Annotated in this window: 22 protein-coding genes; 14 read left to right on the top strand and 8 right to left on the bottom strand. The window is 59.3% G+C overall.

The genetic code is table 11. The features are described from left to right. Positions 1-26: 26 nt before the first annotated feature. The 3 genes from rsmB (at position 27) to D6877_RS16155 (ending at position 3,199) form a co-directional block, all read left to right on the top strand. A complete protein-coding gene (rsmB, locus tag D6877_RS16145; RefSeq protein ID WP_130911435.1) occupies positions 27-1,337 on the top strand; it encodes a 16S rRNA (cytosine(967)-C(5))-methyltransferase RsmB in 1,311 nt (436 codons plus the stop codon). 21 nt (positions 1,338-1,358) lie between these two features. Further along, positions 1,359-2,735 (top strand): Trk system potassium transporter TrkA, encoded by a 1,377-nt coding sequence (trkA, locus tag D6877_RS16150; protein ID WP_016772381.1) that lies wholly within the window; start codon positions 1,359-1,361, stop codon positions 2,733-2,735. A gap of 149 nt (positions 2,736-2,884) precedes the next feature. Next, positions 2,885-3,199, top strand: a complete 315-nt coding sequence (locus D6877_RS16155) for a tetratricopeptide repeat protein (RefSeq protein ID WP_130911436.1) — start codon at positions 2,885-2,887, stop codon at positions 3,197-3,199. Positions 3,200-3,250: 51 nt separating this feature from the next. Here the strand turns inward: D6877_RS16155 and D6877_RS16160 are convergent, their stop codons facing one another. Both D6877_RS16160 and D6877_RS16165 read right to left on the bottom strand, forming a co-directional pair. After that, the gene (locus D6877_RS16160) at positions 3,251-4,138 is read right to left on the bottom strand and encodes a lysophospholipid acyltransferase (RefSeq protein ID WP_039757181.1); all 888 of its coding nucleotides are present in this window, start codon (positions 4,136-4,138) and stop codon (positions 3,251-3,253) included. 41 nt (positions 4,139-4,179) lie between these two features. Beyond that, entirely contained in the window at positions 4,180-4,737 is a 558-nt protein-coding gene (locus D6877_RS16165; protein WP_129998030.1) for a DNA-3-methyladenine glycosylase I, read from the bottom strand. Positions 4,738-4,818: 81 nt separating this feature from the next. Between D6877_RS16165 and glyQ the strand changes: the two genes are divergently transcribed. The 4 genes from glyQ (at position 4,819) to D6877_RS16185 (ending at position 9,231) form a co-directional block, all read left to right on the top strand. Beyond that, positions 4,819-5,772: a glycine--tRNA ligase subunit alpha gene (glyQ, locus tag D6877_RS16170; RefSeq protein ID WP_003187265.1), complete on the top strand. Its 954-nt coding sequence runs from the start codon at positions 4,819-4,821 to the stop codon at positions 5,770-5,772. Then, on the top strand, positions 5,769-7,823 hold the full coding sequence (gene glyS, locus D6877_RS16175; protein WP_130911437.1) for a glycine--tRNA ligase subunit beta: 2,055 nt from the start codon (positions 5,769-5,771) through the stop codon (positions 7,821-7,823). The genes glyQ and glyS overlap by 4 nt, the downstream gene beginning before the upstream one ends. A 4-nt stretch (positions 7,824-7,827) precedes the next feature. Next, positions 7,828-8,367, top strand: coding sequence for a D-glycero-beta-D-manno-heptose 1,7-bisphosphate 7-phosphatase (gene gmhB, locus D6877_RS16180; protein WP_178083696.1), 540 nt, complete (start codon positions 7,828-7,830; stop codon positions 8,365-8,367). 84 nt (positions 8,368-8,451) lie between these two features. Then, entirely contained in the window at positions 8,452-9,231 is a 780-nt protein-coding gene (locus D6877_RS16185) for a lysophospholipid acyltransferase family protein (RefSeq protein WP_130911439.1), read from the top strand. A gap of 170 nt (positions 9,232-9,401) precedes the next feature. Here the strand turns inward: D6877_RS16185 and D6877_RS16190 are convergent, their stop codons facing one another. Continuing rightward, positions 9,402-10,937, bottom strand: coding sequence for a HAMP domain-containing sensor histidine kinase (locus D6877_RS16190; RefSeq protein ID WP_130911440.1), 1,536 nt, complete (start codon positions 10,935-10,937; stop codon positions 9,402-9,404). 164 nt (positions 10,938-11,101) lie between these two features. On the opposite strand from D6877_RS16190, the gene D6877_RS16195 reads away from it, so the two are divergent. Further along, positions 11,102-11,821, top strand: a complete 720-nt coding sequence (locus tag D6877_RS16195; protein ID WP_130911441.1) for a response regulator transcription factor — start codon at positions 11,102-11,104, stop codon at positions 11,819-11,821. After that, entirely contained in the window at positions 11,755-13,062 is a 1,308-nt protein-coding gene (locus D6877_RS16200; RefSeq protein WP_241662913.1) for a glycosyltransferase, read from the top strand. Before D6877_RS16195 ends, D6877_RS16200 begins: the two co-directional genes overlap by 67 nt. A 72-nt stretch (positions 13,063-13,134) precedes the next feature. Here the strand turns inward: D6877_RS16200 and gyrB are convergent, their stop codons facing one another. Genes gyrB through dnaA form a run of 4 tightly spaced genes read right to left on the bottom strand, consistent with a single transcriptional unit; the run spans position 13,135 to position 19,342 of the window. Then, entirely contained in the window at positions 13,135-15,552 is a 2,418-nt protein-coding gene (gene gyrB / locus D6877_RS16205) for a DNA topoisomerase (ATP-hydrolyzing) subunit B (protein ID WP_024014948.1), read from the bottom strand. Between the two features lie 5 nt (positions 15,553-15,557). Continuing rightward, positions 15,558-16,661 carry a DNA replication/repair protein RecF gene (gene recF, locus D6877_RS16210; protein ID WP_016772389.1) on the bottom strand — a complete coding sequence of 368 codons (1,104 nt, stop codon included), beginning with the start codon at positions 16,659-16,661 and terminating at the stop codon, positions 15,558-15,560. Positions 16,662-16,675: 14 nt separating this feature from the next. Next, complete coding sequence (dnaN, locus tag D6877_RS16215) at positions 16,676-17,779, bottom strand: DNA polymerase III subunit beta (protein ID WP_130911442.1); 1,104 nt, start codon at positions 17,777-17,779, stop codon at positions 16,676-16,678. 39 nt (positions 17,780-17,818) lie between these two features. After that, positions 17,819-19,342, bottom strand: a complete 1,524-nt coding sequence (dnaA, locus tag D6877_RS16220; RefSeq protein WP_130911443.1) for a chromosomal replication initiator protein DnaA — start codon at positions 19,340-19,342, stop codon at positions 17,819-17,821. A gap of 566 nt (positions 19,343-19,908) precedes the next feature. On the opposite strand from dnaA, the gene rpmH reads away from it, so the two are divergent. The 5 genes from rpmH to mnmE all read left to right on the top strand — a co-directional run bounded on the left by rpmH (position 19,909) and on the right by mnmE (position 23,830). Then, a complete protein-coding gene (rpmH, locus tag D6877_RS16225; RefSeq protein ID WP_003213577.1) occupies positions 19,909-20,043 on the top strand; it encodes a 50S ribosomal protein L34 in 135 nt (44 codons plus the stop codon). Positions 20,044-20,059: 16 nt separating this feature from the next. Next, a complete protein-coding gene (gene rnpA / locus D6877_RS16230) occupies positions 20,060-20,461 on the top strand; it encodes a ribonuclease P protein component (RefSeq protein WP_024014946.1) in 402 nt (133 codons plus the stop codon). Continuing rightward, positions 20,454-20,699 carry a membrane protein insertion efficiency factor YidD gene (yidD, locus tag D6877_RS16235; protein ID WP_027901580.1) on the top strand — a complete coding sequence of 82 codons (246 nt, stop codon included), beginning with the start codon at positions 20,454-20,456 and terminating at the stop codon, positions 20,697-20,699. Before rnpA ends, yidD begins: the two co-directional genes overlap by 8 nt. A 2-nt stretch (positions 20,700-20,701) precedes the next feature. Beyond that, complete coding sequence (gene yidC / locus D6877_RS16240) at positions 20,702-22,381, top strand: membrane protein insertase YidC (RefSeq protein ID WP_071173916.1); 1,680 nt, start codon at positions 20,702-20,704, stop codon at positions 22,379-22,381. Positions 22,382-22,462: 81 nt separating this feature from the next. Then, complete coding sequence (gene mnmE / locus D6877_RS16245) at positions 22,463-23,830, top strand: tRNA uridine-5-carboxymethylaminomethyl(34) synthesis GTPase MnmE (RefSeq protein WP_130911444.1); 1,368 nt, start codon at positions 22,463-22,465, stop codon at positions 23,828-23,830. A 40-nt stretch (positions 23,831-23,870) separates the two neighbouring features. Here mnmE and D6877_RS16250 read toward each other — a convergent pair whose 3' ends face one another. Next, positions 23,871-26,306 (bottom strand): TonB-dependent siderophore receptor, encoded by a 2,436-nt coding sequence (locus D6877_RS16250; RefSeq protein ID WP_130911445.1) that lies wholly within the window; start codon positions 26,304-26,306, stop codon positions 23,871-23,873. Between the last annotated feature and the right edge of the window lie 56 nt (positions 26,307-26,362).

Below are 26,362 nucleotides of genomic sequence, written 5' to 3' on the forward strand. Positions count from 1 at the left end.
GTCCTCGGCGCAGCGGTGGACGCGCAATGAATCCGCGTCTGGCCGCCGCCAAGGCCCTCGCTGCCGTACTCAGCGGCAAGGCTTCGCTGAACAGCTCTCTGCCGACGCAACTGGACAAGGTCGAGGATCGCGATCGCGGTTTCACTCAGGACCTGGCCTTCGGCACCGCACGCTGGCAGCCACGCCTGTCGGCATTGGCGGAAAAACTCCTGCAGAAACCGTTCAAGGCCGCCGACGCTGATGTCGAGGCGTTGCTGCTGGTTGGTCTGTACCAATTGCTCTACACCCGCGTGCCGGCCCACGCCGCCATCGGCGAAACCGTCGGTTGTGCCGACAAGCTGAAAAAGCCTTGGGCCAAAGGTCTGCTCAACGCGGTGCTGCGCAATGCCCAGCGCGAAAGCGAGACGATCTTCGCTGAGCTGGAACGCGACCCGGTGGTGCGCACGGCTCACCCGCGCTGGCTGCAAAAATCCCTGAAGGCCTTCTGGCCCGAGCAGTGGGAAGCGATCTGCGCAGCGAACAACGCGCATCCGCCGATGATCCTGCGGGTCAACCGTCGCCATCACAGCCGCGATGCTTATCTTGCGTTGCTGGGCGAAGCCGGGATCGCCGCGACGCCGTGCGTTTACAGCCGCGACGGCATCGTCCTCGAAGCCGCTGCCGACGTGCGCAGCCTGCCGGGTTTCGCCGAAGGCTGGATCAGCGTGCAGGACGAAGCCGCGCAACTGGCTGCCGACCTGCTTGATCTGGCGCCGGGGCAGCGGGTGCTCGACGCCTGCTGCGCCCCCGGCGGCAAGACCTGCCACATCCTCGAAGCCGAGCCGGCGCTGGCCGGGGTGGTGGCGGTGGATCTTGAAGCCAAACGTCTGGTGCGCGTGAAGGAAAACCTTGAGCGCCTCGGCCTCAACGCTGAGTTGATCGCCGCCGACGGTCGCGATATCGATAAATGGTGGGATGGCAAACCGTTCCAGCGCATCCTGCTCGATGCGCCATGTTCGGCCACGGGGGTGATCCGCCGCCATCCGGATATCAAGCTGACCCGCCAGCCCGACGACATCGTCGCGCTCGCGCAACTGCAAGGCGAACTGCTTGATGCGATGTGGAAAGCCCTCGAGGTCGGCGGCATCCTGCTCTACGCCACCTGCTCGACGCTGCCGACCGAGAACACCGAAGTCATCGCTGCGTTTCTCGAACGCACCCCCGGCGCGCGGGAACTCGATCTGGCCACCGCGGCCGGCATCAAGCAGCCCCATGGTCGCCAGTTGCTGGCCCAGCAGGGCGGGCATGACGGCTTCTACTACGCCAAGCTGATCAAGATCGCCGCCGCGCGCGGCTAAACGGATTCATGGAGTGACTGGATGAAAATCATCATCCTCGGTGCAGGACAGGTCGGCGGTTCGCTGGCCGAACATCTGGCCAGCGAGGCCAACGACATCACTGTGGTCGACACCGATGGCGAGCGCCTGCGCGACCTCGGCGACCGCCTCGACATCCGCACCGTGCAGGGCCGGGGCTCGCTGCCGTCGGTGCTGCGTCAGGCCGGTGCCGACGACGCCGACATGCTGGTCGCGGTGACCAACAGCGACGAAACCAACATGGTCGCCTGCCAGGTCGCCCACACGCTGTTCCACACGCCGACCAAAATCGCCCGGGTGCGCGAAGCGTCGTACCTCAATCGCGAGGAACAGCTGTTCCAGAACGAAGCGATTCCGGTCGACGTGCTGATCAGCCCCGAGCAGGTCGTGACCAATTACATCAAGCGCCTGATCCAGCACCCCGGCGCGTTGCAGGTGATCGACTTCGCCGAAGGCGCGGCGCAACTGGTAGCGGTGCGCGCCTACTACGGCGGGCCGCTGGTGGGCCAGCAACTGCGCCAGTTGCGCGAGCACATGCCGAACGTCGAAACCCGCGTCGCGGCGATCTTCCGCCGTGATCGGCCGATCCTGCCCCAGGGCGACACGGTGATCGAGGCCGATGACGAGGTGTTCTTCATCGCCGCCCGTGAGGACATTCGCGCGGTGATGAGCGAAATGCGCCGCCTCGACGAAACCTACAAACGCATTGTCATCGCCGGCGGCGGGCAGATCGGCGAGCGTCTGGCCGAGGCCATCGAAAGCCGTTATCAGGTGAAGATCATCGAGATGAGCCCGGCGCGTTGCCGCTACCTCTCCGACACCCTCGACAGTACCGTAGTGTTGCAGGGCAGTGCCTCGGACCGCGATCTGCTGCTGGAAGAGAACATCGCCGACGCCGATATCTTCCTCGCCCTGACCAACGATGACGAAGCCAACATCATGTCGTCGCTGCTGGCCAAACGGCTGGGGGCGAAGAAGGTCATGACGATCATCAACAACCCGGCCTATGTCGATCTGATCCAGGGCGGCGACATCGATATCGCCATCAGCCCGCAACTGGCGACCATCGGCACCTTGCTCGCCCACGTGCGTCGCGGCGATATCGTCAGCGTGCACTCACTGCGGCGCGGCGCGGCGGAAGCGATCGAGGCGATTGCCCACGGTGATGCGAAATCCAGCAAGGTGATCGGCAAGCCAATAGAAAAGATCGGCCTGCCGCCTGGCACCACCATCGGCGCGGTGATCCGAAATGAGAAAGTGATCATCGCTCACGACGACACGGTGATCGAAGCGGGCGACCACGTGATTCTGTTCCTTGTGGATAAAAAGCATATTCGCGATGTGGAGAAGCTGTTTCATGTGGGGTTGAGCTTTTTCTGACCTGAAAACAACGTTGCCCGTAATTGCCCCTTCGCGAGCAGGCTCGCTCCCACAGTGGAATGCATTCCAACTGTGGGAGCGAGCCTGCTCGCGAAAGCGGTCTGACAGACTCGCAGGTTCTCTGACGAACAATAGAAAGGAATCCGCCAATGCTCGAATCCCTGGAAAAAATGCTCGCCAAGGGTGTGGATAACGCTCTGCTGCGCTTCGGTCTGGGCAAGGGTTATCTGGACTTGGGTGACAACGCCAAGGCTGCCGAGCATTTTCAGCGTTGTGTCGCGTTCGATCCGAAATACTCGGCGGCGTGGAAGCTGCTGGGCAAGGCGCAGCTGGCGCTAGGCGATCACGCCGCTGCGCGTCAGGCATGGGAACAGGGCCTCGAAGCGGCCCGCGCTCATGGGGACAAACAGGCCGAGAAGGAGATGACAGTGTTTCTGAGGAGGCTCGAGCGGCAGACGCCTTGAGCTACAGATAGCGCAAAGCGTCTGCATTTACCGTCACCACATGGAGGCGGCTCAGTACCAGCGCGCCTCGCCCGGCGGACGCTTCTTGAAGCGTTTCATGCTCCACATGTACTGGCTCGGATACGCCGCGACGTAACGCTCGACCACTTTGCTCATCGCCGCGCAGGACTCGGCGGTATCGGTGCTGTACATGGCTTCTGGCGCGGCTTCGAGAATGACTTTGTAGCCCGAGCCGTCAGGCAGGCGCAGGGCATGCAGGAACACACCGACCGCTTTGCCGCCGGCCAGCATGTTCGGCACGAATTTGCTGGTCAGCGCCTGAGTGGCGAAGAACGGCACGAAAATCCCGGCGGATTCGGCCGGTTCCGGGTCGGCGGGGATGCCCACGGCACCGCCCTTACGCACTTCCTTGATGACGCTGAGAATGCCTTCCTTGGTCGACGCCGCGACCTTGTTGCCCAGCTGCACGCGCTGTTTGCGCAGCAATTCATCCACTGCCTTGAGCTTCGGCGGACGGTAGAAAATGATCGGTTTGCACTGGCTGCAATAGAAGTGGTTGAGCACTTCCCAGTTGCCGAGGTGGCTGGTGATGCCGACCACGCCTTTGCCCGAGGCCAGCGCGTCTTTCAACACATCGAGGCCTTCAACTTCACGGACCAGATCGATCGAGCGCTGCGCCGGCCAGATCCACGCGCAGGCGCTTTCGGTCAGCGACTTGCCGATGTCCTTCAGACTCTGCCCGACCAGACGCTCACGTTCGGCCGCATCCATCTGGGGAAAACACTTGGACAGATTGATCCGCACCACGTCGCGGGAACGGTTGGGGGTTTTCCACATGATCCAGCCGATCGCCGAACCCACGGCCTGCACGGCTCGCCATGGCAGCAGGGCAAACAGCCGCAGAGCGCCTACCAGCAAGGCGCCTTTAAACTTTTCCACAGGTCACTCCTGATCTTTGTGCTGTGCGCAAGGCGGGCATTCTAACCGGCGTTGGCAAGCTGCGCGTAGCGGTCGCAATCCTGGGTGTGATCCATGACCATGCCCGAGGCCTGCATCAGCGCGTAGCAAATGGTCGGACCGACGAAGGTGAAGCCGGCTTTTTTCAGCGCCTTGCTCATCGCCAGCGCTTCGGGGGTGATCGCCGGGACTTCGCTGCGATCCTTGAAATGATTGATGATCGGTTGGTCGCCAACAAACGACCACAGAAATGCCACCGGATCCTCCAGCGCCAGCCACGCCTGGGCATTGCGCCGCGCGGCGTTGAGTTTCAGGCGATTGCGAATGATGCCCGGGTCGAGCATGAGCTCGTCGATTTCGGCATCGCTCATCTGCGCCACGCGCTGCACATCGAAGCCGAACAACACCTCGCGATAGCGCTCACGTTTGCGCAGCACCGTGATCCACGACAGCCCGGCCTGGAACCCTTCGAGCAAAAGCAACTCGAACAAACCCTGCGCATCGCGCAGCGGCGTGCCCCACTCCTGATCGTGATAAGCCATGTACAGCGGATCTTCGGTACACCAAAAGCAGCGTGGCATAAGGCTCCAGGGGGCGTGCGCAGCAACGAATCGGGTATACTCCCGCTCTTTAAATCGCAGCCCAAGAAACAGGTGAATTTCGTGAGCCAGCCTACGCCAGCCGTGCGTACCTTCCAAGACTTGATCCTCGCGCTCCAGCAATACTGGGCCGAGCAAGGTTGTGTGGTACTTCAGCCCTACGATATGGAAGTAGGCGCCGGCACTTTCCACACCGCGACCTTCCTGCGCGCCATCGGCCCGGAAACCTGGAACGCCGCGTACGTGCAGCCAAGCCGCCGTCCGACTGACGGCCGTTACGGCGAAAACCCGAACCGTCTGCAGCACTACTACCAGTTTCAGGTAGTCCTGAAGCCGAACCCGGACAACTTCCAGGAGCTGTACCTGGGCTCGCTCAAGCATGTCGGCCTCGACCCGCTGGTGCACGACATCCGCTTCGTCGAAGACAACTGGGAATCGCCGACCCTCGGCGCCTGGGGTCTGGGCTGGGAAGTCTGGCTCAATGGCATGGAAGTCACCCAGTTCACCTACTTCCAGCAAGCGGGCGGCATCGAGTGCTACCCGGTGACCGGCGAGATCACCTACGGTCTCGAGCGTCTGGCGATGTACCTGCAAGGCGTCGATTCGGTCTACGACCTGGTCTGGGCTGACGGCCCGTTCGGCAAAGTCACCTACGGCGATGTGTTCCACCAGAACGAAGTGGAGCAGTCCACCTACAACTTCGAACACGCCAACGTCGACAAACTGTTCGAGCTGTTCGACTTCTACGAAAGCGAAGCCAAGCGCCTGATCGAACTCGACCAGCCGCTGCCGTTGCCGAGCTACGAAATGGTGCTGAAGGCGTCGCACACCTTCAACCTGCTGGATGCGCGCCGGGCGATCTCGGTGACCGCGCGTCAGCAATACATTCTGCGCGTGCGCACCCTGGCGCGTTCCGTTGCGCAAGCCTACCTGCTGGCACGCGCCAAGCTGGGCTTCCCGATGGCGACCCCGGACCTGCGTGACGAAGTACTGGCCAAGCTGGAGGCTGCACAATGAGTGCTCTGGATTTTCTGGTTGAACTGGGCACCGAAGAACTGCCACCCAAAGCCCTGAACACCCTGGCCGAGGCGTTTCTTGCCGGTATCGACAAGGGCCTGCAAGCGGCTGGCCTGAACTACGAAACCAAAACCGTCTACGCGGCGCCGCGTCGCCTGGCCGTGTTGATCACCGATCTGGCGACTCAGCAGCCGGATCGCAGCATCAACCTCGATGGCCCGCCACGTCAGGCCGCGTTCGACGCTGATGGCAATCCGACTCAGGCCGCTCTGGGCTTCGCCAAGAAGTGCGGCGTCGAGCTAAGCGAAATCGACCAGAGCGGTCCGAAACTGCGCTACAGCCAAAACATCTCCGGCAAGCCGACCGCGAGCCTGCTGCCGACCATCGTCGAAGACTCGCTGAACGACCTGCCGATCCCGAAACGCATGCGTTGGGGTGCGCGCAAGGAAGAATTCGTGCGTCCGACCCAGTGGCTGGTGATGCTGCTCGGTGATCAGGTCATCGAGTGCACGATCCTCGCGCAGAAGGCTGGCCGTGATTCCCGTGGTCACCGTTTCCATCACCCTGAGAGCGTGCGCATCGGTTCGCCGTCGAGCTACCTCGCCGACCTGCGTGCCGCTTACGTATTGGCCGATGCCAACGAGCGTCGCGAGATCATCAGCAAGCGCACCGAAGAGTTGGCCACCCGTCAGGAAGGCACCGCGATCGTGCCGCCGGCGCTGCTCGACGAAGTGACCGCGCTGGTCGAATGGCCGGTGCCGCTGGTGTGCTCGTTCGAGGAGCGCTTCCTCGACGTGCCGCAGGAAGCGCTGATCACCACCATGCAGGACAACCAGAAGTACTTTTGCCTGCTGGATGCCGACGGCAAGTTGCTGCCACGTTTCATTACCGTGGCCAACATCGAAAGCAAAGACCCGCAGCAGATCATCGCCGGTAACGAGAAAGTGGTGCGCCCACGCCTGACCGACGCCGAGTTCTTCTTCAAGCAGGACAAGAAGCAGAAGCTCGAAGAGTTCAACCTGCGCCTGCAGAACGTGGTGTTCCAGGAAAAACTCGGCAGCGTCTACGACAAGGCCGAGCGCGTATCGAAACTGGCCGCGTACATCGCCGCACGCATCGGCGGCAACGCCTCGTGGGCAGCCCGCGCAGGCCTGCTGTCGAAGTGCGACCTGGCCACCGAAATGGTCGGCGAGTTCCCGGAGATGCAAGGTGTCGCCGGTTACTACTACGCCCTCAATGACGGCGAGCCACAGGATGTCGCGCTGGCACTGAACGAGCAGTACATGCCACGCGGTGCCGGTGCCGAATTGCCAGCGACCCTGACCGGTGCAGCCGTCGCCATCGCCGACAAGCTCGACACTCTGGTCGGCATCTTCGGTATCGGCATGCTGCCAACCGGCAGCAAAGACCCGTATGCCCTGCGCCGTGCGGCACTGGGCGTGCTGCGGATCCTGATCGAGAAACAACTGGATCTGGACCTGAACGACGCCGTGGCTTTCGCGGTGAATGCGTTCGGCGGCAAGGTCAAGGCGGCCGGCCTCAACGAAGCCGTGCTGGAATTCATCTTCGACCGTCTGCGTGCGCGTTATGAAGATGAAGGCGTCGACGTCGCCACTTACCTGTCGGTCCGTGCCCTCAAGCCGGGCTCGGCGCTGGACTTCGACCAGCGTGTGCAGGCGGTTCAGGCCTTCCGCAAACTGCCGGAAGCGGCAGCGCTGGCGGCGGTGAACAAGCGTGTGTCGAACCTGTTGAGCAAAGTCGAAGGCTCGGTACCGACCGTGGTCGAGGCCAAGTATTTCGACAACGCCAACGAGTTCTCGCTGTACTCGGCAATCCAGCAAGCGGATCAGGCGGTGCAGCCAATGGCCGCGGCGCGGCAGTACAACGAATCACTGGCGCGCCTGGCGGCCCTGCGCGAGCCGGTCGATGCGTTTTTCGACGCAGTGATGGTCAATGCCGACGATGCCAATGTGCGGGCCAACCGTTACGCGCTGCTGGCGCGTCTGCGTGGGCTGTTCCTCGGTGTTGCCGACATTTCGCTGCTGGGTTGAGGGATTGCTGTTGAAACTGCTGATTCTCGATCGTGACGGCGTGATCAATTACGACTCCGATGCCTACATCAAGTCGGTGGAGGAGTGGATTCCGCTGCCCGGCTCGATCGAAGCGATTGCGCAGTTGAGCAAGGCCGGCTGGACGGTGGCGGTGGCCACCAACCAGTCGGGCATTGCTCGCGGCTATTACGACCTCGCCACCCTCGAGGCCATGCACGCGCGCCTGCGCGAGCTGGTCGCGGAGCAGGGCGGTGAAGTTGGCTTGATCGTGTATTGCCCGCATGGCCCGGATGAGGGTTGCGATTGCCGCAAACCGAAACCAGGAATGTTGAAAACCATTGCCGAGCATTACATGGTGCCGTTGACCAACGTCTGGTTCGTCGGCGACAGCCTTGGTGACCTGGAGGCCGCCAAAGCCGTCGATTCACAGCCAGTTTTGGTGAAGACCGGGAAAGGCGAAAAGACTCAGGGCAAAACCCTGCCGGTTGGCACTCTGATTTTTGACGATCTGGCGGCGATTGCCGCAGAACTTATCCACAACTAGAGTACTTCTGAATTTCCTGGCCAGGGATTGCTCGGGAGTGCGCTTGAACAGTCGGGGCATTGCCCCGTAACGGTAACCGTCGCCATGTCGATACTGCGGGCCTTCAGAATCTTTGTTTTTTATCTGCTGCTGGGCACAACAGCGTTGCTGTGGTGCAGCCTGAGCTTTTTCATCGCGCCGTTTCTGTCCTTCAAGGCGCGCTATCGTTTCATCAACGTGTACTGGTGCCGTTGCGCCATGTGGCTGACCAAGGTTTTCCTCGGCATCCGCTACGAAATCAAAGGCGCGGAGAACGTGCCGGACCGGCCCTGCGTGATTCAATCGAACCACCAGAGCACATGGGAGACGTTCTTTCTCTCCGCTTATTTCTCGCCATTGAGCCAAGTGCTCAAGCGCGAATTGCTCTACGTGCCGTTCTTCGGCTGGGCGATGGCCATGCTGCGCCCGATCGCCATTGACCGCGACAACCCGAAAGCCGCGCTCAAACAGGTCGCGGCCAAAGGCGATGAGCTGCTCAAGGACAACGTCTGGGTGCTGATTTTTCCGGAAGGGACACGAGTCCCGTACGGCACCGTTGGGAAGTTCTCTCGCAGTGGCAGCGCATTGGCTGTGAATGCGGCGCTTCCGGTGCTGCCGATTGCACACAATGCCGGCAAATTCTGGCCGAAAATCGGCTGGGGTAAACAGTCCGGAGTGATCACCGTGGTCATTGGCGAACCGATGTATGCCGAAGGCAGTGGGCCGCGCGCCATCGCTGATCTGAATGACCGTGTGCAGGCGTGGAACGAGAAAACCCAGCGTGAAATGGGCTCACTGCCACCGGCGCCACAGGCACCGGCCGCTAGTGACCAACTGGCTGTCTGAATTTTGTGGATAACCTGTGTACGCTTTTGCTTCAAAAGACCGTAATTGTTTTCTAACTTGTTGATTTTAATCAATATTTATTAATCGATGAGTTGAACGAAATCCGTGCATAAGTTTTATTCGGATGTAAAAAAGCCGGCCGTTATAGCCGGTTTTTTTGTGCCCCTTTTTCATTCAGCAATCAGCGGCAACTCGATGCGGAATGTGGTTCCGGTATCGACCACGCTATGACATTCGATCGTCCCGCCATGATGGTCGATCACAGCCTTGACCATCGACAAACCCAGGCCCACGCCGTCGATGCCCTGAGCGGAGGAGAAACGCCGATACTGGCTGAACAGGTCAGGCAATTCATCGGCAGAAATCCCCTTGCCCTGATCGGTCAATTCGCAGCGCAGCCACTGTCCGTGACAACTGACCTTTAGTTGCACAGTGGTGTCTGCCGGGCTGTACTTGATCGCGTTCTCCAGCAGGTTGAACAGGGCGCGCGTCAGCAATCCCTGATCGGCCAGAAGCAGACGCTCCTGGCATTCTTCATCGACTTGATTCAACAGTTCGATATGTTTCTGCTGAGCGATGGGCAGGGCCTGATCGAGGACGTCCAATACCAGCATCGCGAACAATGTCGGGCGGAACTGGTAGGTCTCGGACTCAGCCCGCGCCAACAAGACGAAACCATCGGTCAGATCCAGCGCTCGGCGCACCTGACGCTCAATCTGCTCGAACAACGGCGCATCAGCGCCCGCCTGATGACGATGTACATCCAGCAGGGCGAGAATCGCCGAATGTGGCGCGCGCAGGTCATGGGAGAGAAAGCGCAGCAGAACGCCGCGCTGCTCCTCGGCCGCACGCTCGGCACTCAAATCCGTAAGGCTGAGCAGCCAACCGATCGGCGTATCGCCGTCGACCGGCAGCAGCGCTGCTCTTTCCAGGCGCAGGCTGCGCTCCTTGTGATCGCGAAATTCCAGCAGCGGCAGGGTGGCCAGCGGCGGTCGCGGCGCTGTGGACAACTCCGGATAGCCGAGCCGTGCCAGTTGATCGAGTACGTCGTCGCCCACCAGCGGATCCTCGAACAACTCGCGCGCCTTGCGATTGCCCAGCAGAATCTTGCCCTGCGGATCACTGATCAGCGTCGCCACCGGCAGGTATTCCAGGCCATCGGCAATGAAGCGCCGGGTATCGCGGGTGCGGCTCATGGCTTGTTCGAGCGCCATGATCTGGCCTTGCAACTGGTCGGCACCGGTGAAACGAGTCCGGCGTCGTTCCGGGAAGACTTTCGGTTCACTGTCCAGACGCGCCAGCTCCCAGCCGAAATAGGTCAGCACCACACTCAGGCGTCTCCAGTTCCAGATCAGGTAACCGAACAACATGCCCAGCGCGGCAGATGTGGGCGACCACCAGTAGCGGATCTCGGCGAGCAGGGCGCTGGCAATCAGCGTACAGGCCATACCGATCAGGGTGACCCACAGCGCCCAGCGCGGTCGCCACAGCAATAATCCCAGCACACAGGCGACCATTGCCACCGACAGCAGCGCGCCGAGCGCCGGCGACGGATTGTGCAAATTGATCTGGGCGCGATAAGACAACAAGGCAGTCAGTGGCAACAGCACTAGACTTATCCACAACCACTCGCGTACGAGCCGCCGGAACAGACGCTGGACCTGGCTCGGCTCACGACTTTCACGTCGGCGTTGAGGGTTACGCATAAGGCAAAGGGCAGGGCAGCGGGAATGGTTTCATAGGTCTCGGGTCTGAGGCGTAGACCCGAGGAATCATAGCGGACGTCGACCAGCGACGGGCCGCTTCTTTCATCGCGGCCGAGGAGTCGCTATTGTCGACATCCCAGCCCCAGCGACAAGGAACACCGCCGATGCGCGTTGCCATTCTGGACGACGAACCCGCCGAACTGCGCCGGGTCGAGCAAACCCTGGAGCAAATGGCCGAAGCTGGCGAACAGCCGTGGTCACTGCACAGCTTCGAGCGCGGCGAAGACTTGTTGCGCCAGTTGCGCCGGGAGACTTTCGACCTGCTGATCCTCGACTGGCAACTACCGGACCTGACCGGCCTGGCACTGCTACGCTGGACCCGCGAACACATGGACGCGCCACCCGCCGCAATCATGCTCACCAGCCGCGATGGCGAGAGCGATATCGTTCAAGCCCTGAACGCCGGTGCCGATGACTATGTCAGCAAGCCGTTTCGCCCCAATGAGTTGAAGGCGCGGGTGGCAGCGGTATTGCGTCGGCATAGCCAGCCGCGCAGCGCAGCGGGTGAAGTGCAGACGTTTCACGATCTGGTTTTCGACGACGCCGAACTGACCGTCACCCGTGAAGGCAAACCGATCCTCATGACCGAGCGCGAATACCGCCTGGCGCGATGTCTGTTCAGCAATCTGGGTCGGCCGCTGTCGCGGGACTATTTGTATGAGCGCTTCTGGCCGAACGAGGAGACGACATCCTCGCGACCACTGGATACGCACATCTACCGGCTGCGCAACAAGCTGGGGCTGACGGCGGATCGCGGTTGGCAGTTGCTGACGATTTATGGATATGGGTATCGGTTGGAGAGTGTGGCGACAGGGGGCGACTGAGCCACGACAATCGAAAAATTTATCAAACGATGAAAAAGGGTCTCAGGGAATTGACTGCTTATCACGAACAATCGAAACCTGCTGCCTCCATCGTGGTGTTCGAGGCCAGCGTTATCTCGGGTGACTGTGCCGAGGCTTTGCAGACCTTGGGTTTGAGCGTGACACCTGTGGCGCTGAATGAAGATAACGTCATGGCTCTGATGAGCATGCGGCCCGACTACGTGCTCACCATCAACTTCAATCAGTACATCAGTGAAGTCTGCGAACTGCTGAGAATTCCTTATCTGGCCTGGGTGATCGATACCCCGTGCTATCCGATCTATGACAAGGCGATCAATCATTCACACAGCTTTACTTTCATCTATGACGCGTCAGTTGCGCGCGGGTTGAGGCAGAGCGGGGTTCGGCAGGTCTATCATCTGCCGGTCGCTGCCAACCTGGAGCGCATTGATCAGATCGATTGTCTCCCACAGGATTCGTCTTTTGGAAACGACATCAGTTTTGTCGCCAACCTGACCCGTACCGAATACCGGACTTCGATGTTGCCGCACCTTTCGCCGCAGACCGGCGAGCGGTGTCAGCGGCTGATCGACTTGCTAGATCAACCCGAGGGTTTCTTGAACCTGTCGGCGCAGTTGGGCGAAGAGCTTATCGGCACGATCAAGCAAGAGTCGAGCTACCCGCTGGTGGGCGATCACTATCTTTCGGTGGCGCAGAAGCTGGCTTACCTGCTGGGCAGAGAGCATTCGTGGCAAGAACGCATCGACGTTATTCAACAGCTTGAAGAACGCTTCAGGGTTGCCGTGTATGGCAATAATGAATGGCAAGCCCAAGTCCGCAGCTACGTCGGACATGCCGACCACTTCGCAGAGATGCCGGGGATTTTCCAGCGCTCGAAAATCAACCTCAACATCATCCGCTCGTTCGTGGAATCTGGCCTGCCGATGCGCGTGTTTGATGTGCTCAGCTGCGGCGGCTTCCTTGTCAGCAACGATAAGGATGACCTGCACAAGCTGTTCACCGATGGCAAAGATCTGGTGATCTATCGCGACACTCAGGATCTGATCGAAATTTGCGGCTATTACCTTGAGCACGATGAAGAGCGCAGGGCGATTGCCCGGCACGGGCGGGCAACATTGGCGCAAAATCATACCTTTGTGCAGCGCATGAGCGACATGCTGTCCACGGTGCAGAGTGAGCTGCGCGGTGAGCCAGGGGCGTTCAGCCGCTGGTATCACTGATCTCGTTCCCTCCGACATAAAAAACCCCGGCGCACTGGCCGGGGTTTTTTATGGGCGGGCAAACAACAGGGATCAGAAATCCAGGTTGGAAACCGCCAAGGCGTTGCTCTCGATGAAGTCCCGGCGAGGTTCGACCGCATCACCCATCAGGGTGTTGAAGATCTGGTCTGCACCGATGGCGTCTTCGATGGTGACCTTCAGCATGCGCCGCACGCTTGGGTCCATGGTGGTTTCCCACAGCTGATCCGGGTTCATTTCGCCCAGACCCTTGTAGCGCTGGATAGTGTGGCGCTTGGTGCTTTCGGCCATCAGCCAGTCAAGGGCTTCCTTGAACTCGGTAACGGCTTTCTTGCGTTCGCCACGCTGGATGTACGCGCCTTCGTCGAGCAGGGTGCTCAGCTGCGCGCCCAGGGTGACCACGGTTTTGTAGTCGTTGCTGCCGAAGAAGTCGCGGTTGAAGGTGACGTAGTTCGACAGGCCGTGGGAGATCAGTTCGACCTCTGGCAGCCAGACGCCACGTTCACGGTCTTCGCGCAGGCTGGCCTTGTAGACCAGGCCGGACTTCTCGTTGGTCCGCAGGCGGACTTCGTACTGCGCCAGCCACTCTTGCATCGCCGCGTGGTCGCCGAGGGTTTCGAGGCTGACGGCCGGCAGGTAGATGAAGTGCTCGGTCAGTTCCTGCGGGTACAGGCGCGACAGACGCTTGAGCGTCTTCATGACCATGCGGAAGTCATTCACCAGACGTTCCAGCGCTTCACCGGAAATGCCTGGGGCTTCTTCGTTCAGGTGCAGGCTGGCATCTTCCAGGGCCGACTGCGTCATGTACTCTTCCATGGCGTCGTCGTCTTTGATGTATTGCTCTTGCTTGCCTTTCTTGACCTTGTACAGCGGCGGCTGGGCGATGTAGATGTAGCCACGCTCGATCAGCTCCGGCAGCTGACGGAAGAAGAAGGTCAGCAGCAGGGTGCGGATGTGCGAACCGTCGACGTCAGCATCGGTCATGATGATGATGTTGTGATAGCGCAACTTGTCGATGTTGTACTCTTCGCGCCCAATGCCGCAGCCCAGCGCGGTGATCAGCGTGCCCACTTCCTGGGACGAGATCATCTTGTCGAAACGCGCTTTCTCGACGTTGAGGATCTTGCCCTTCAACGGCAGGATCGCCTGGGTCTTGCGGTTACGTCCCTGCTTGGCAGAGCCGCCCGCGGAGTCACCCTCCACCAGGTACAGTTCGGACAGCGCCGGGTCTTTTTCCTGGCAGTCCGCGAGTTTGCCCGGCAGGCCGGCGATGTCCAGTGCACCTTTGCGGCGGGTCATCTCACGAGCCTTGCGCGCCGCTTCACGGGCACGGGCGGCGTCGATCATTTTGCCGACCACCAGCTTGGCTTCGTTGGGGTTTTCCAGGAGGAAGTCGGAGAAATACTTGCCCATCTCCTGTTCCACCGCGGTCTTAACTTCGGAAGACACCAGCTTGTCTTTGGTCTGCGAGCTGAACTTCGGATCCGGCACCTTCACCGAAATGATCGCGGTGAGGCCTTCACGGGCATCGTCACCGGTGGTGGCGACTTTGTGCTTCTTCGCCAGACCTTCCTGTTCGATGTAGTTGTTCAGGTTACGCGTCAGCGCCGAGCGGAAGCCCACCAGGTGGGTGCCGCCGTCGCGCTGCGGAATGTTGTTGGTGAAGCACAACAGGTTCTCGTTGAAGCTGTCGTTCCACTGCAGGGCGATTTCCACGCCGATGCCGTCTTCACGCTGGATGTTGAAGTGGAATACCTGGTTGACCGCAGTCTTGTTGGTGTTCAGGTATTCAACGAACGCACGCAGGCCGCCTTCGTACTTGAAGAGCTCTTCCTTGCCGCTGCGCTCGTCCTTGAGGACGATGCCGACACCGGAGTTGAGGAAGGACAGTTCACGAATGCGCTTGGCCAGGATGTCCCAGCTGAAGTGAATGTTCTTGAAGGTTTCGCTGGACGCCTTGAAGTGGATCTGGGTACCAGTGGTTTCGCTGTCGCCAACGATGGCCATCGGTGCCTGAGGCACGCCGTGGACGTAGGTCTGTTCCCAGATCTTGCCACTGCGACGAACGGTCAGGACCAGCTCTTCGGACAGTGCGTTCACTACCGAAACACCTACACCGTGCAGACCGCCGGAAACCTTGTAGGAGTTGTCGTCGAACTTACCGCCAGCGTGGAGGACGGTCATGATGACCTCAGCGGCGGAAACGCCTTCCTCTTTATGCACGTCTACCGGGATGCCACGACCGTTGTCTTTAACGGTGATGGATTCGTCCGGGTGGATGATGATGCTGATGTCGTCGCAATGGCCGGCGAGGGCTTCGTCGATCGAGTTGTCGACCACCTCGAACACCATGTGGTGCAGACCGCTGCCATCGTCGGTGTCACCAATGTACATACCGGGACGTTTGCGTACGGCATCCAGGCCTTTCAGCACTTTAATACTCGTTGAGTCGTACGTATTTTCTTCGCTCAATGCCTTCACTCCCGATGGTCGTGGGTCTGGGTGATACGGCCCTGTTCCACGTGGAACAAAGCGACTGGCGTTTCCGTCTGCCAGCCTTCCCTCAGTAATTCGTGATCTACACAGGTGATGAACACCTGGCAGCGTAAGTCTTCCAGCAAGCGGCATAGCGCGCGACGGTGGCTCTCGTCCAGCTCGGACGGCAAGTCATCCACCAGATAAATACACTGACCGCGGCGGGCCTGGCTGACCAGGTGCCCTTGGGCGATGCGCAATGCACAGACCACCAACTTCTGCTGACCCCGGGACAAGATGTCCGCGGCATTGTGTGCGCCCAATCTGAGACGCAAATCAGCTCGTTGCGGTCCGGCCTGGGTGTGCCCCATCTGCTGGTCCCGTTGCACGGAACCGGCGAGTACGGCGCTCAATTCGCGGTCCTTGTCCCAGCCTCGGTAATAGCTGAGCGTCAAACCCTCGAGCTCAACCAGTTCGCTCAAGGTCTGTTCGAAGACCGGTTTCAAGGCTGTGATGTAAGCGCGGCGGTATTCATCGATTTCAGCGCTGGCCTGGCACAGTTCCCTGTCCCAAACCGCTTGCGAAACGGCGTCAAGTGTACCATGCCGCAGCCAGGAGTTTCTCTGGCGCAGCGCCTTCTGCAAACGCTGCCAAGTGGCCATGAAACGCGGTTCAACGTGGAACACACCCCAGTCGAGAAACTGCCGGCGAATCTTCGGCGCGCCTTCCAGCAGACGGAAGCTGTCCGGGTTGATCAACTGCAACGGCAGGATCTCCGCCAGCTGCGCAGCGCTACGGGCGTTCTGGCCATCGATGCGAATCTGGAACTCGCCCTGACGGTCGCGAGAAATCCCCAGCGCACTGTGTCCGCCTTCAGCCAGCTCAACCTGACCAAATACCGTACAGGCGAGCTGTTCGTACTGAATGACGGGCAACAGCCGCGTGCTGCGAAACGAACGGGCAAGCCCCAGCAGATGAATGGCTTCCAGAACACTGGTTTTGCCGCTGCCGTTGGCGCCGTAAAGAATGTTGATGCGGGGGGAGGGGGAGAAGGTCACCGGGTGCAGATTACGCACCGCGGTGACCGAAACACGACTTAACGACATTCAGGATCTGCTGATTACAGACGCATCGGCATGACAACGTAAGCCGAATCGTCATTGTCGGACTCTTGCACCAGCGCACTGCTGTTGGAGTCGGACAGGATCAGGCGAACCTGCTCGGTGGTCATCACGCCCAGCACGTCGAGCAGGTAGCTGACGTTGAAACCGATCTCCAGCGAGCCGCCGTTGTACTCAACGCCCACTTCTTCTTCAGCTTCTTCCTGCTCCGGGTTGTTGGCCTGGATCTTCAACTGACCGCTGGCCAGTTGCAGACGGATACCGCGGTACTTCTCGTTGGACAGAATCGCGGTACGGCTGAACGCTTCACGCAACGCTTGACGATCGCCGAGTACCAGTTTGTCGCCACCTTTCGGCAGGACGCGCTCGTAATCCGGGAATTTACCGTCGACCAGTTTCGAGGTGAAAGTGAACTCGCCCGTGGTGGCGCGGATGTGGTGCTGGCCGAGGACGATGCTGACATTGCCCTCCGGCTCGGTGAGCAGACGCGCCAGTTCGAGAATACCTTTGCGCGGCACGATCACCTGATGACGATCCGGCTGACCGATATCGGCCTGCATCGAGCACATCGCCAGACGGTGACCGTCGGTGGCCACGGCGCGGATCACACCAGCGGAAACTTCCAGCAACATGCCGTTGAGGTAATAACGCACGTCCTGCTGGGCCATGGCGAAGCTGGTGCGTTCGATCAGACGACGCAGTTTGCTTTGCTCCAGGCTGCAAGTCAGCGAGCCCGGGCCTTCTTCAACAGTCGGGAAATCGTTGGCCGGCAGCGTAGACAGGGTGAAGCGGCTACGACCGGCCTTTACCACCAGTTTCTGCTCGTCGACCTTGATATCGATCAGCGCGTCGTTGGGCAGGCTTTTGCAGATGTCCATCAGCTTGCGCGCCGGCACGGTGATGGAGCCCGTTTCGGCCGGCTCTTCGAGTTGCACACGACCGACCAGCTCGACTTCCAGGTCGGTACCGGTCAGCGACAGTTGCTGGCCTTCGACGACCAACAGCACGTTGGACAGTACCGGCAAGGTCTGTCGGCGCTCGACGACGCCTGCGACCAGTTGCAGGGGTTTCAACAGGGCTTCGCGTTGAATGGTGAAATGCATGGTCTCGTCCCTTGCCTTAATAAGCTGCGCTGGTGTTCATCAAGTGGTCAGTGTACGCAGCAGGTTCTTGTAGTCCTCGCGGATGTCCGCGTCGGATTCCTTAAGTTCGTTGATCTTGCGGCAAGCGTGCAACACGGTGGTGTGGTCGCGGCCGCCAAACACGTCGCCGATTTCCGGCAGGCTGTGGTTGGTCAGTTCCTTGGACAGCGCCATGGCCACCTGACGCGGACGTGCCACCGAGCGCGAACGGCGCTTGGACAGCAGGTCGGAGATCTTGATCTTGTAATACTCGGCGACGGTGCGCTGAATGTTATCCACAGAGACCAGTTTGTCCTGCAATGCCAACAGGTCTTTCAGGGACTCACGAATCAGCTCGATGGTGATGTCGCGACCCATGAAGTGCGAGTGGGCGATCACGCGTTTCAGCGCACCTTCCAACTCGCGGACGTTGGAGCGGATACGCTGGGCAATGAAGAATGCGGCGTCATGTGGCAAATCGACTTTGGCCTGATCGGCCTTCTTCATCAAAATCGCCACACGGGTTTCCAGCTCCGGCGGCTCGACCGCAACGGTCAGGCCCCAGCCGAAGCGGGATTTGAGGCGCTCCTCAAGGCCTTCGATTTCTTTCGGGTAGCGGTCACTGGTGAGAATGACCTGCTGACCACCTTCAAGCAACGCGTTGAAGGTGTGGAAAAACTCTTCCTGGGAACGCTCCTTGCGAGCGAAGAACTGAATATCGTCGATCAGCAAGGCGTCCACCGAACGGTAGAAACGCTTGAATTCGTTGATGGCGTTCAGTTGCAGCGCCTTGACCATGTCGGCCACGAAACGCTCGGAATGCAGGTACACGACCTTGGCATTCGGATTCTTCTTTAATAGATGGTTGCCCACCGCGTGCATCAAGTGGGTTTTACCCAAGCCGACGCCACCATAAAGGAAGAGCGGGTTGTAACCGTGCTTGGGATTATCCGCCACCTGCCAGGCCGCCGCACGGGCGAGCTGGTTGGATTTACCTTCAACAAAATTCTCGAAGGTGAATGTGCGATTCAGGTAACTGGTGTGCTTGAGCGCACCTTCTACCTGCACGGTGCGCTGTTCGGCCCGAACCGGGGCCTGCTGCGAAGCGGCGCCGGCCATCGGGTCGAAGCTGTCGCGGGAAGGCTCTTCGCTGACTTCAGCGGTTTTCTGCGTGGAACGCTTGGCCGGAGCAGGGGCTGGCGCCGGTGCCGGATTGCTCGCTGGCACATTATTGGCCTGCGCCTGAGCAACCTGCGCGGCCGCCAGTGGTGCATTGGGTGCGGCGCGAGGTGCCGAGCTGCGTTTGCTGCCTATTAACAAGGACAGCGCCGGCGTCGAGCCATTGCCGTGCTCATCCAGCAGTTCAAGGACGCGGCCCAGGTACTTTTCGTTGACCCAGTCCAACACGAAACGATTCGGTGCGTAGACGCGCAACTCGTCGCCTTCGGCTTCGACCTGTAGTGGACGGATCCAGGTGTTGAATTGTTGGGCAGGCAGCTCTTCGCGCAAAAGCTCCACGCACTGCTGCCAAAGTTCCACTGACACGGATATCCCCTAAGTTGAAAGCCGGTGAGGCAAAAACAAGCGGCCATTGTAGCGGCGAGCGATTCACTTATCCACATGCAGGTAGGTTCGTCACCATCATTTATCAACGCGTTAACGCATTAAAAGGCGACCAACGGCATGTGAATAAGCCCTGTGGATAAACGCCTCTGAGGGCACTGGACAACTGGGGGCTAAACCCGGTGGATAACACGCCTGTGGATAACAGGCCATTCCACGCACAGCTTATCCGATAGCGCAGCACAGGCTGAACACGGTTTTCCACCGTAGTTGTCATTCTCTGTACAGCCCGTGGAATAAGGCACCATGGCAGTTATCCACAGAAGATGGCGTGTCTAGCTTTTACAAGCTTTACAGAAAAGCTTTAAATAATTCCCTTCTTTATTTCTATATCTGGCTGACAGGCTTTCAAGCTCAAAACCTGCCCGGATCTATTTATAAGGAAACGCTGGTTGGAAATTGACCTGAAGGCTTGCTTTCTCTAGAATCCCCGGTCTCTTAAAACGGGGGCCATTCCGGCCCGTTGTGGACGAACCAGGTAACACGACATGAAACGTACTTTCCAACCAAGCACTATCAAACGCGCTCGTACCCACGGTTTCCGTGCTCGCATGGCTACCAAGAACGGCCGCGCAGTCCTGTCGCGTCGTCGCGCCAAAGGTCGTGCGCGTCTGGCAGTTTGATAATCCGGTACTGGAGGTGAGTCAGGACTTCAGTCGGGAAAAGCGTCTGCTTACCCCCCGGCATTTCAAGGCAGTCTTTGACTCCCCTACCGGCAAGGTTCCGGGGAAAAATCTCCTGCTCCTTGCACGCAACAACGATCTTGATCACCCCCGTCTCGGGCTGGTTATCGGGAAAAAGAGCGTAAAGCTCTCCGTTGAGCGCAATCGCCTCAAACGTCTGATGCGCGAATCGTTCCGTCTGCACCAGGATTCACTGGTCGGCTGGGACATCGTTATCGTCGCGCGCAAAGGTTTGGGTGATGTAGAAAACCCCGAATTGATTCAGCATTTCGGCAAACTCTGGAAGCGTCTGGCACGCAACAAGCCCGTTCCGGCAGTCAAAACCGAAACTGTAGGGGTAGACAGTACCGATGCGTAAACTGGCCCTCGTTCCGATCCAGTTTTATCGCTATGCCATTAGTCCTTTAATGGCCAGCCACTGTCGCTTCTACCCCAGTTGTTCCTGCTACGCGTATGAAGCCATTGAAAATCATGGCCTTCTGCGCGGTGGCTGGCTGACCTTTCGTCGTTTAGGTCGCTGTCATCCGTGGAATCCCGGTGGTTATGACCCGGTTCCACCTGTCCCTACCTCCCGTTCTTCTTCGATGGCCGAGTAATCATGGATATCAAACGCACGATCCTGATCGTCGCCCTGGCAATCGTGTCCTACGTCATGGTTCTTAAATGGAACCAGGATTATGGCCAGGCTGCCCTGCCGACTCAGAATGTTGCTTCCAGTACGACTACATCCGGTTTGCCGGACACCGCCACTGGCACAAATGCCGCCAGTGACGATATTCCGCGCGCCGCCAGCGATACCAGCGCACCTGCCGAAACGCCGGTCGCCGCCAGCAAGGATCTGATTCAGGTCAAGACCGATGTGCTCGATCTGGCGATCGATCCACAGGGTGGCGATGTTGCGCAACTGACTCTGCCTCTGTATCCACGTCGTCAGGATCGTCCTGATGTGCCGTTCCAGCTGTTCGATAACGGCGGCGAACGTGTGTATCTGGCGCAAAGCGGTCTGATCGGTACCAACGGCCCGGATGCAAACCCGGCCGGTCGTCCGGTTTATTCCTCGGAGAAGAAGGTTTACCAACTGGCTGACGGTCAGGATCAACTCGTCGTTGACCTGAAATTCAGCAAGGACGGCGTCAACTACATCAAGCGTTTCACCCTGAAACGTGGCCTGTACGACGTCGCTGTCTCCTACATTGTGGATAACCAGAGCGCTCAGCCCTGGAACGGCGCAATGTTTGCCCAGTTGAAGCGCGACGCCAGCGCTGATCCGTCGTCGACCACTGCTACCGGCACCGCGACTTACCTGGGCGCTGCCCTGTGGACAAGTTCCGAGCCGTACAAGAAAGTGTCGATGAAGGACATGGACAAGGCGCAGCTCAAGGAAACCGTCACCGGTGGTTGGGTAGCCTGGCTGCAGCACTACTTCGTGACCGCGTGGATTCCGGCCAAGGGCGAAAACAACATCGTCCAGACCCGTAAAGACAGCAAAGGCAACTACATCATCGGTTACACCGGTCCTACCTTGACCGCTGCTCCAGGTGCAAAAGTTGAAACCAGCGCTGTGCTGTACGCCGGTCCGAAAAGCCAGGCTGTACTGAAAGAGTTGTCCCCAGGTCTGGAATTGACCGTCGACTACGGCATTCTGTGGTTCATTGCCCAGCCGATCTTCTGGCTGCTGCAACATATCCACGCCATTGTCGGTAACTGGGGCTGGTCGATCATCTTCCTGACCATGCTGATCAAAGGGATCTTCTTCCCGCTGTCGGCCGCCAGCTACAAATCGATGGCGCGCATGCGTGCCGTGGCTCCGAAACTGGCTGCGCTGAAAGAGCAACATGGCGATGACCGGCAGAAAATGTCGCAAGCCATGATGGAGCTGTACAAGAAAGAGAAGATCAATCCACTGGGCGGCTGCTTGCCGATCCTCGTGCAGATGCCGGTCTTCCTGTCGCTGTACTGGGTTCTGCTGGAAAGCGTGGAAATGCGCCAGGCGCCGTTCATGCTGTGGATCACTGACCTGTCGATCAAGGATCCGTTCTTCATTCTGCCGATCATCATGGGCGCAACCATGTTCATCCAGCAGCAGTTGAACCCGACGCCTCCGGATCCGATGCAGGCGAAGGTCATGAAAATGATGCCAATCATCTTCACCTTCTTCTTCCTGTGGTTCCCGGCTGGTCTGGTGCTGTACTGGGTTGTGAACAACTGCCTGTCGATTGCACAACAGTGGTACATCACGCGTAAGATCGAAGCGGCGACGAAAAAAGCCGAGGCGTAACTTGCACTGTGGATAACACCACTCAAAACGCCCCCTAGTGGGGCGTTTTGCTATCTGCCACTTTTGTCTGGATGCCGCTTTATGAGCACACCCCGTGAAACCATTGCCGCTGTCGCCACTGCTCAAGGGCGCGGCGGTGTGGGCATCGTCCGTATTTCCGGGCCGCTGGCCAGCGTGGCGGCAAAAACCATAAGCGGCCGTGAACTGAAACCGCGATACGCCCATTACGGGCCGTTTTTCAGTGACGACCAGCAGGTGCTGGATGAAGGTCTGGCTCTGTATTTTCCGGGGCCGAACTCGTTTACCGGCGAAGACGTCCTGGAATTGCAGGGCCACGGTGGCCCGATCGTGCTGGACATGTTGCTCAAGCGCTGCCTGGAATTGGGTTGTCGTCTGGCCCGTCCGGGGGAATTCAGCGAGCGCGCTTTCCTCAACGACAAACTCGATCTGGCCCAGGCCGAGGCAATCGCCGATTTGATCGAAGCCAGTTCTGCCCAGGCTGCACGCAATGCGCTGCGTTCATTGCAGGGTGCGTTTTCCCAGCGTGTGCATAACCTGACCGAGCAACTGATCGGTTTGCGTATCTACGTTGAAGCCGCCATCGACTTCCCGGAAGAGGAAATCGACTTTCTCGCCGACGGCCATGTACTGAGCATGCTCGACAGAGTACGCGATGAGTTATCCACAGTGATGCGCGAAGCGGGGCAGGGCGCGTTATTGCGTGATGGCATGACGGTGGTGATTGCCGGCCGTCCCAACGCGGGCAAATCCAGCCTGTTGAATGCCTTGGCCGGTCGCGAGGCTGCGATCGTTACCGAGATTGCCGGCACCACGCGGGATATCCTGCGCGAGCATATCCACATCGACGGCATGCCGTTACACGTTGTCGATACCGCAGGCCTGCGGGACACGGACGATCATGTGGAAAAGATCGGTGTTGAACGGGCCTTGAAAGCCATTGGTGAAGCGGATCGGGTTTTACTGGTGGTCGATGCGACCGCACCAGAGGCACTGGATCCTTTTGCCTTATGGCCAGAATTCCTCGAGTCTCGACCGGATCCGGCGAAAGTGACGCTGATTCGTAACAAGTCCGATCTGACCGGTGAAGCGGTTTCTCTGGAAACCAGTGACGACGGCCACGTGACCATCAGTCTCAGCGCCAAATCCGCCGAAGGCCTCGATCTGCTGCGGGACCACCTCAAGGCGTGCATGGGTTACGAGCAGACTTCGGAAAGCAGCTTCAGCGCACGTCGCCGGCATCTGGAAGCACTGCGTCACGCCAGCGCGGCACTGGAACATGGCCGCGCGCAACTGACCCTGGCCGGGGCAGGCGAATTGCTCGCCGAAGATCTGCGCCAGGCTCAGCATTCCCTGGGTGAAATTACCGGGGCGTTCAGCTCTGATGATTTGCTCGGAAGGATTTTCTCCAGCTTCTGCATCGGCAAATAAAAGAAGGGGCTGTGGTAATTCACCCACAGCCCCTTTTTGTTCACCAGTTATAGGACACCGTACCGAGCAGCGTGCGGTCTTCGCCCCAATAGCAACGGCCGGCATCGTTGCATCCCGACACATATTCCTTGTCGAACAGATTCTTCGCGTTCAGATCGACACTCCAGTGTGTATCAATCTGGTAACCAACAGCCGCATCGACCAACGTCACGTCGCCGGCATCCAGCTTTCCGTATAACGAAGGCGAGGTGTAGGCAAACGCACTGTCGAAATAGCGCACGCCACCGGCGACATACAAGCCTTTCAAATCACTGTCGAGGAAGCGATATTTCGCCCAGACCGAGGCCTGATTACGCGGCACGCCGGTCATTTGATGACCTTTGACCAGTGACGTCGCTGCATCCTTGGTGATCTTCGCATCGGTGTAGGTATAAGCCGCCGTGACATTGAGGTTCTGCGTCAGGTTGCTGTTTAGTTCCAGCTCGACGCCCTTGGCGCGGCTTTCACCCACTTGGCGATAGGTCGAAGTCGTTGCATCGAAATAGGTGTCGTCCTTCTTGCGCAGGTCATATACCGAAGCGGTGAACGCGGTGTCCCAGCCGATCGGTTCGTACTTCAAACCCACTTCGTACTGGCTGCTGGTGATCGGATCAAGCGGCGCTCCGGCGTTGGAAATCTGCTGCACCGGCACGAACGCCGTGGAGTAGCTGACATACGGCGTCATGCCGTTGTCGAACTGATACATCACGCCGCCCTGATAGGTGAACTTCTTGTCCTCGGAGCTGATGTTGCTGCCTCGGGCCACCTTGTCGCGGAAGTCACTGTCGACCCAGTCCTGGCGACCGCCGAGCAGAAACAGCCAATTGTCGTACTTGCTCTGGATCTGTGCATAAACACCTTTCATCTGCTGCTCAAGCAAAGTGTTCTGCACAGCGATCGGAGTGGTCGGATCACGCAGGTAGACCGGGTTATACACATTGATCGGCCCGACAACGCCGGCATTCCAGTCCTGATTGAACGAGGTGCGATCGTAGCTGGCGCCGAACAGCACGGTGTTTTCCAGCTCGCCTGCCTCGAACTTGCCTTCCAGCTGGTTATCCAGCGAATACACCATGGATTTGTTGAAGCGATCGTAGGCGGTCACGTTCAACCGCGTGCCGAAACCGGCGTTGTTCAGATTGCCCGGCCAGGTTTCGTGGCGGGTGATGCGCGACTGCATGTAGCGCGAGTTCTGGCGGAACTGCCAGTCATCGTTGAACGAGTGGCTGAACTCGTAGCCGGTGCTCCAGGTTTCCCGTTCGAAGGTATTCCAGTCCGGGTCACCGAGCATGGTGTCTTTGGATAGCTGGCCGTTGGGATTGCTCAGCAACGTGCCGGCGGCCGGCAGGCCAAGCTCCATGTTGGTGTGGTCTTTCTGATAGTTGGCCAGCAGCGTCAGCGTATTGAAATCGTCGAAATTCAGGGTCAGCGAAGGGGCGATATAAATACGGTCGTCAGGCACGTGATCGGTCTGGGTATCGGATTTGCGCCCCAGCATCACCACGCGTCCGAGAACGTTGCCGCTGTCATTGAGCGGGCCGGAGACATCTACGCCGATTTGCCGGCGATTGTTCGAGCCATAGCCCAGTTGCACTTCACCCTGAGGCGCGGCGGTCGGGCGTTTGCTGACCAGATTGACCAGACCGCCTGGCGCATTTTCGCCATACAGCAGCGAAGACGGGCCACGGAACACCTCGACCCGCTCAAGTCCGTACGGCTCGGTGCTGGTGTCATAGCGATTGCCCTGCACGCGCAGTCCATCGCGCAGCAAACCGTAGCCGTAATCGGTGGCGTTGAAACCACGGATATAGAACAGGTCGCCAGCCAAGCTGTCGCCGGCGGCAAAAGGTGGGGCGAAGATCCCCGGCACGTAGCCGAGTACGTCGGTGAGTGTCTGGGATTTCTGATCCTTGATGCGCTGGCCGGTCACCACTGACACCGAACGCGGTGTTTCCGACAGCGGCGTACTGGTTTTCGTACCGATCCGGCTGTTTTGCGCCTTGTAGCCGACGTCGGCGGCGTAATCGAGGTCCATCGGACTGGCCAACTGCGCATTGATGTTGGTCGGCGCCAGTTCCAGGGAGTCACCATTGGGCACTTTCTGCAGAATGTAACTGCCGGGTGCTTGTGGCACTGCCTGTAAACCCGAGCCTTGCAGCAGTTGAGCGAATCCTTGTTCGACGCTGTAGTCACCGTTCAACCCGGCACTGCGCAGGCGGCTGGTCTGTTGCGGCGAGAACGACAGAATTACATTGGCGGCAGCGGCGAACTGGCTCAACGCACTATCCAGCGGGCCGGCGGCAATGGCGAAGCGCTGGGATGTCGACGCCGCGAAGGCGCTGTTGCTGATCACCAGACAGGACGCAGCGCTGGCCATCAATAAGCTGTAGGCAATGCAATGAGGAGAAAAACGCTGACGGAAAGTGGGAAGACGCATGTGTGGATTAGCCCTGAAGGTGGCGAAGAGCCGCGTTGGTCGCGATTACCTGTAGG

It is taken from the genome of Pseudomonas sp. Sample_9, assembly GCF_004307535.1.
Taxonomy (GTDB): domain Bacteria; phylum Pseudomonadota; class Gammaproteobacteria; order Pseudomonadales; family Pseudomonadaceae; genus Aquipseudomonas; species Aquipseudomonas mercuritolerans.

Coding starts and splice junctions, on each gene's coding strand:
- rsmB (WP_130911435.1), top strand. CDS start 27: ATGAATCCGCGTCTGGCCGCCGCCAAGGCCCTCGCTGCCGTACTCAGC.
- trkA (WP_016772381.1), top strand. CDS start 1,359: ATGAAAATCATCATCCTCGGTGCAGGACAGGTCGGCGGTTCGCTGGCC.
- D6877_RS16155 (WP_130911436.1), top strand. CDS start 2,885: ATGCTCGAATCCCTGGAAAAAATGCTCGCCAAGGGTGTGGATAACGCT.
- D6877_RS16165 (WP_129998030.1), bottom strand. CDS start 4,737: ATGCCACGCTGCTTTTGGTGTACCGAAGATCCGCTGTACATGGCTTAT.
- glyS (WP_130911437.1), top strand. CDS start 5,769: ATGAGTGCTCTGGATTTTCTGGTTGAACTGGGCACCGAAGAACTGCCA.
- D6877_RS16185 (WP_130911439.1), top strand. CDS start 8,452: ATGTCGATACTGCGGGCCTTCAGAATCTTTGTTTTTTATCTGCTGCTG.
- D6877_RS16190 (WP_130911440.1), bottom strand. CDS start 10,937: ATGCGTAACCCTCAACGCCGACGTGAAAGTCGTGAGCCGAGCCAGGTC.
- D6877_RS16195 (WP_130911441.1), top strand. CDS start 11,102: ATGCGCGTTGCCATTCTGGACGACGAACCCGCCGAACTGCGCCGGGTC.
- recF (WP_016772389.1), bottom strand. CDS start 16,661: ATGTCGTTAAGTCGTGTTTCGGTCACCGCGGTGCGTAATCTGCACCCG.
- dnaN (WP_130911442.1), bottom strand. CDS start 17,779: ATGCATTTCACCATTCAACGCGAAGCCCTGTTGAAACCCCTGCAACTG.
- rpmH (WP_003213577.1), top strand. CDS start 19,909: ATGAAACGTACTTTCCAACCAAGCACTATCAAACGCGCTCGTACCCAC.
- yidD (WP_027901580.1), top strand. CDS start 20,454: ATGCGTAAACTGGCCCTCGTTCCGATCCAGTTTTATCGCTATGCCATT.
- yidC (WP_071173916.1), top strand. CDS start 20,702: ATGGATATCAAACGCACGATCCTGATCGTCGCCCTGGCAATCGTGTCC.
- mnmE (WP_130911444.1), top strand. CDS start 22,463: ATGAGCACACCCCGTGAAACCATTGCCGCTGTCGCCACTGCTCAAGGG.
- D6877_RS16250 (WP_130911445.1), bottom strand. CDS start 26,306: ATGCGTCTTCCCACTTTCCGTCAGCGTTTTTCTCCTCATTGCATTGCC.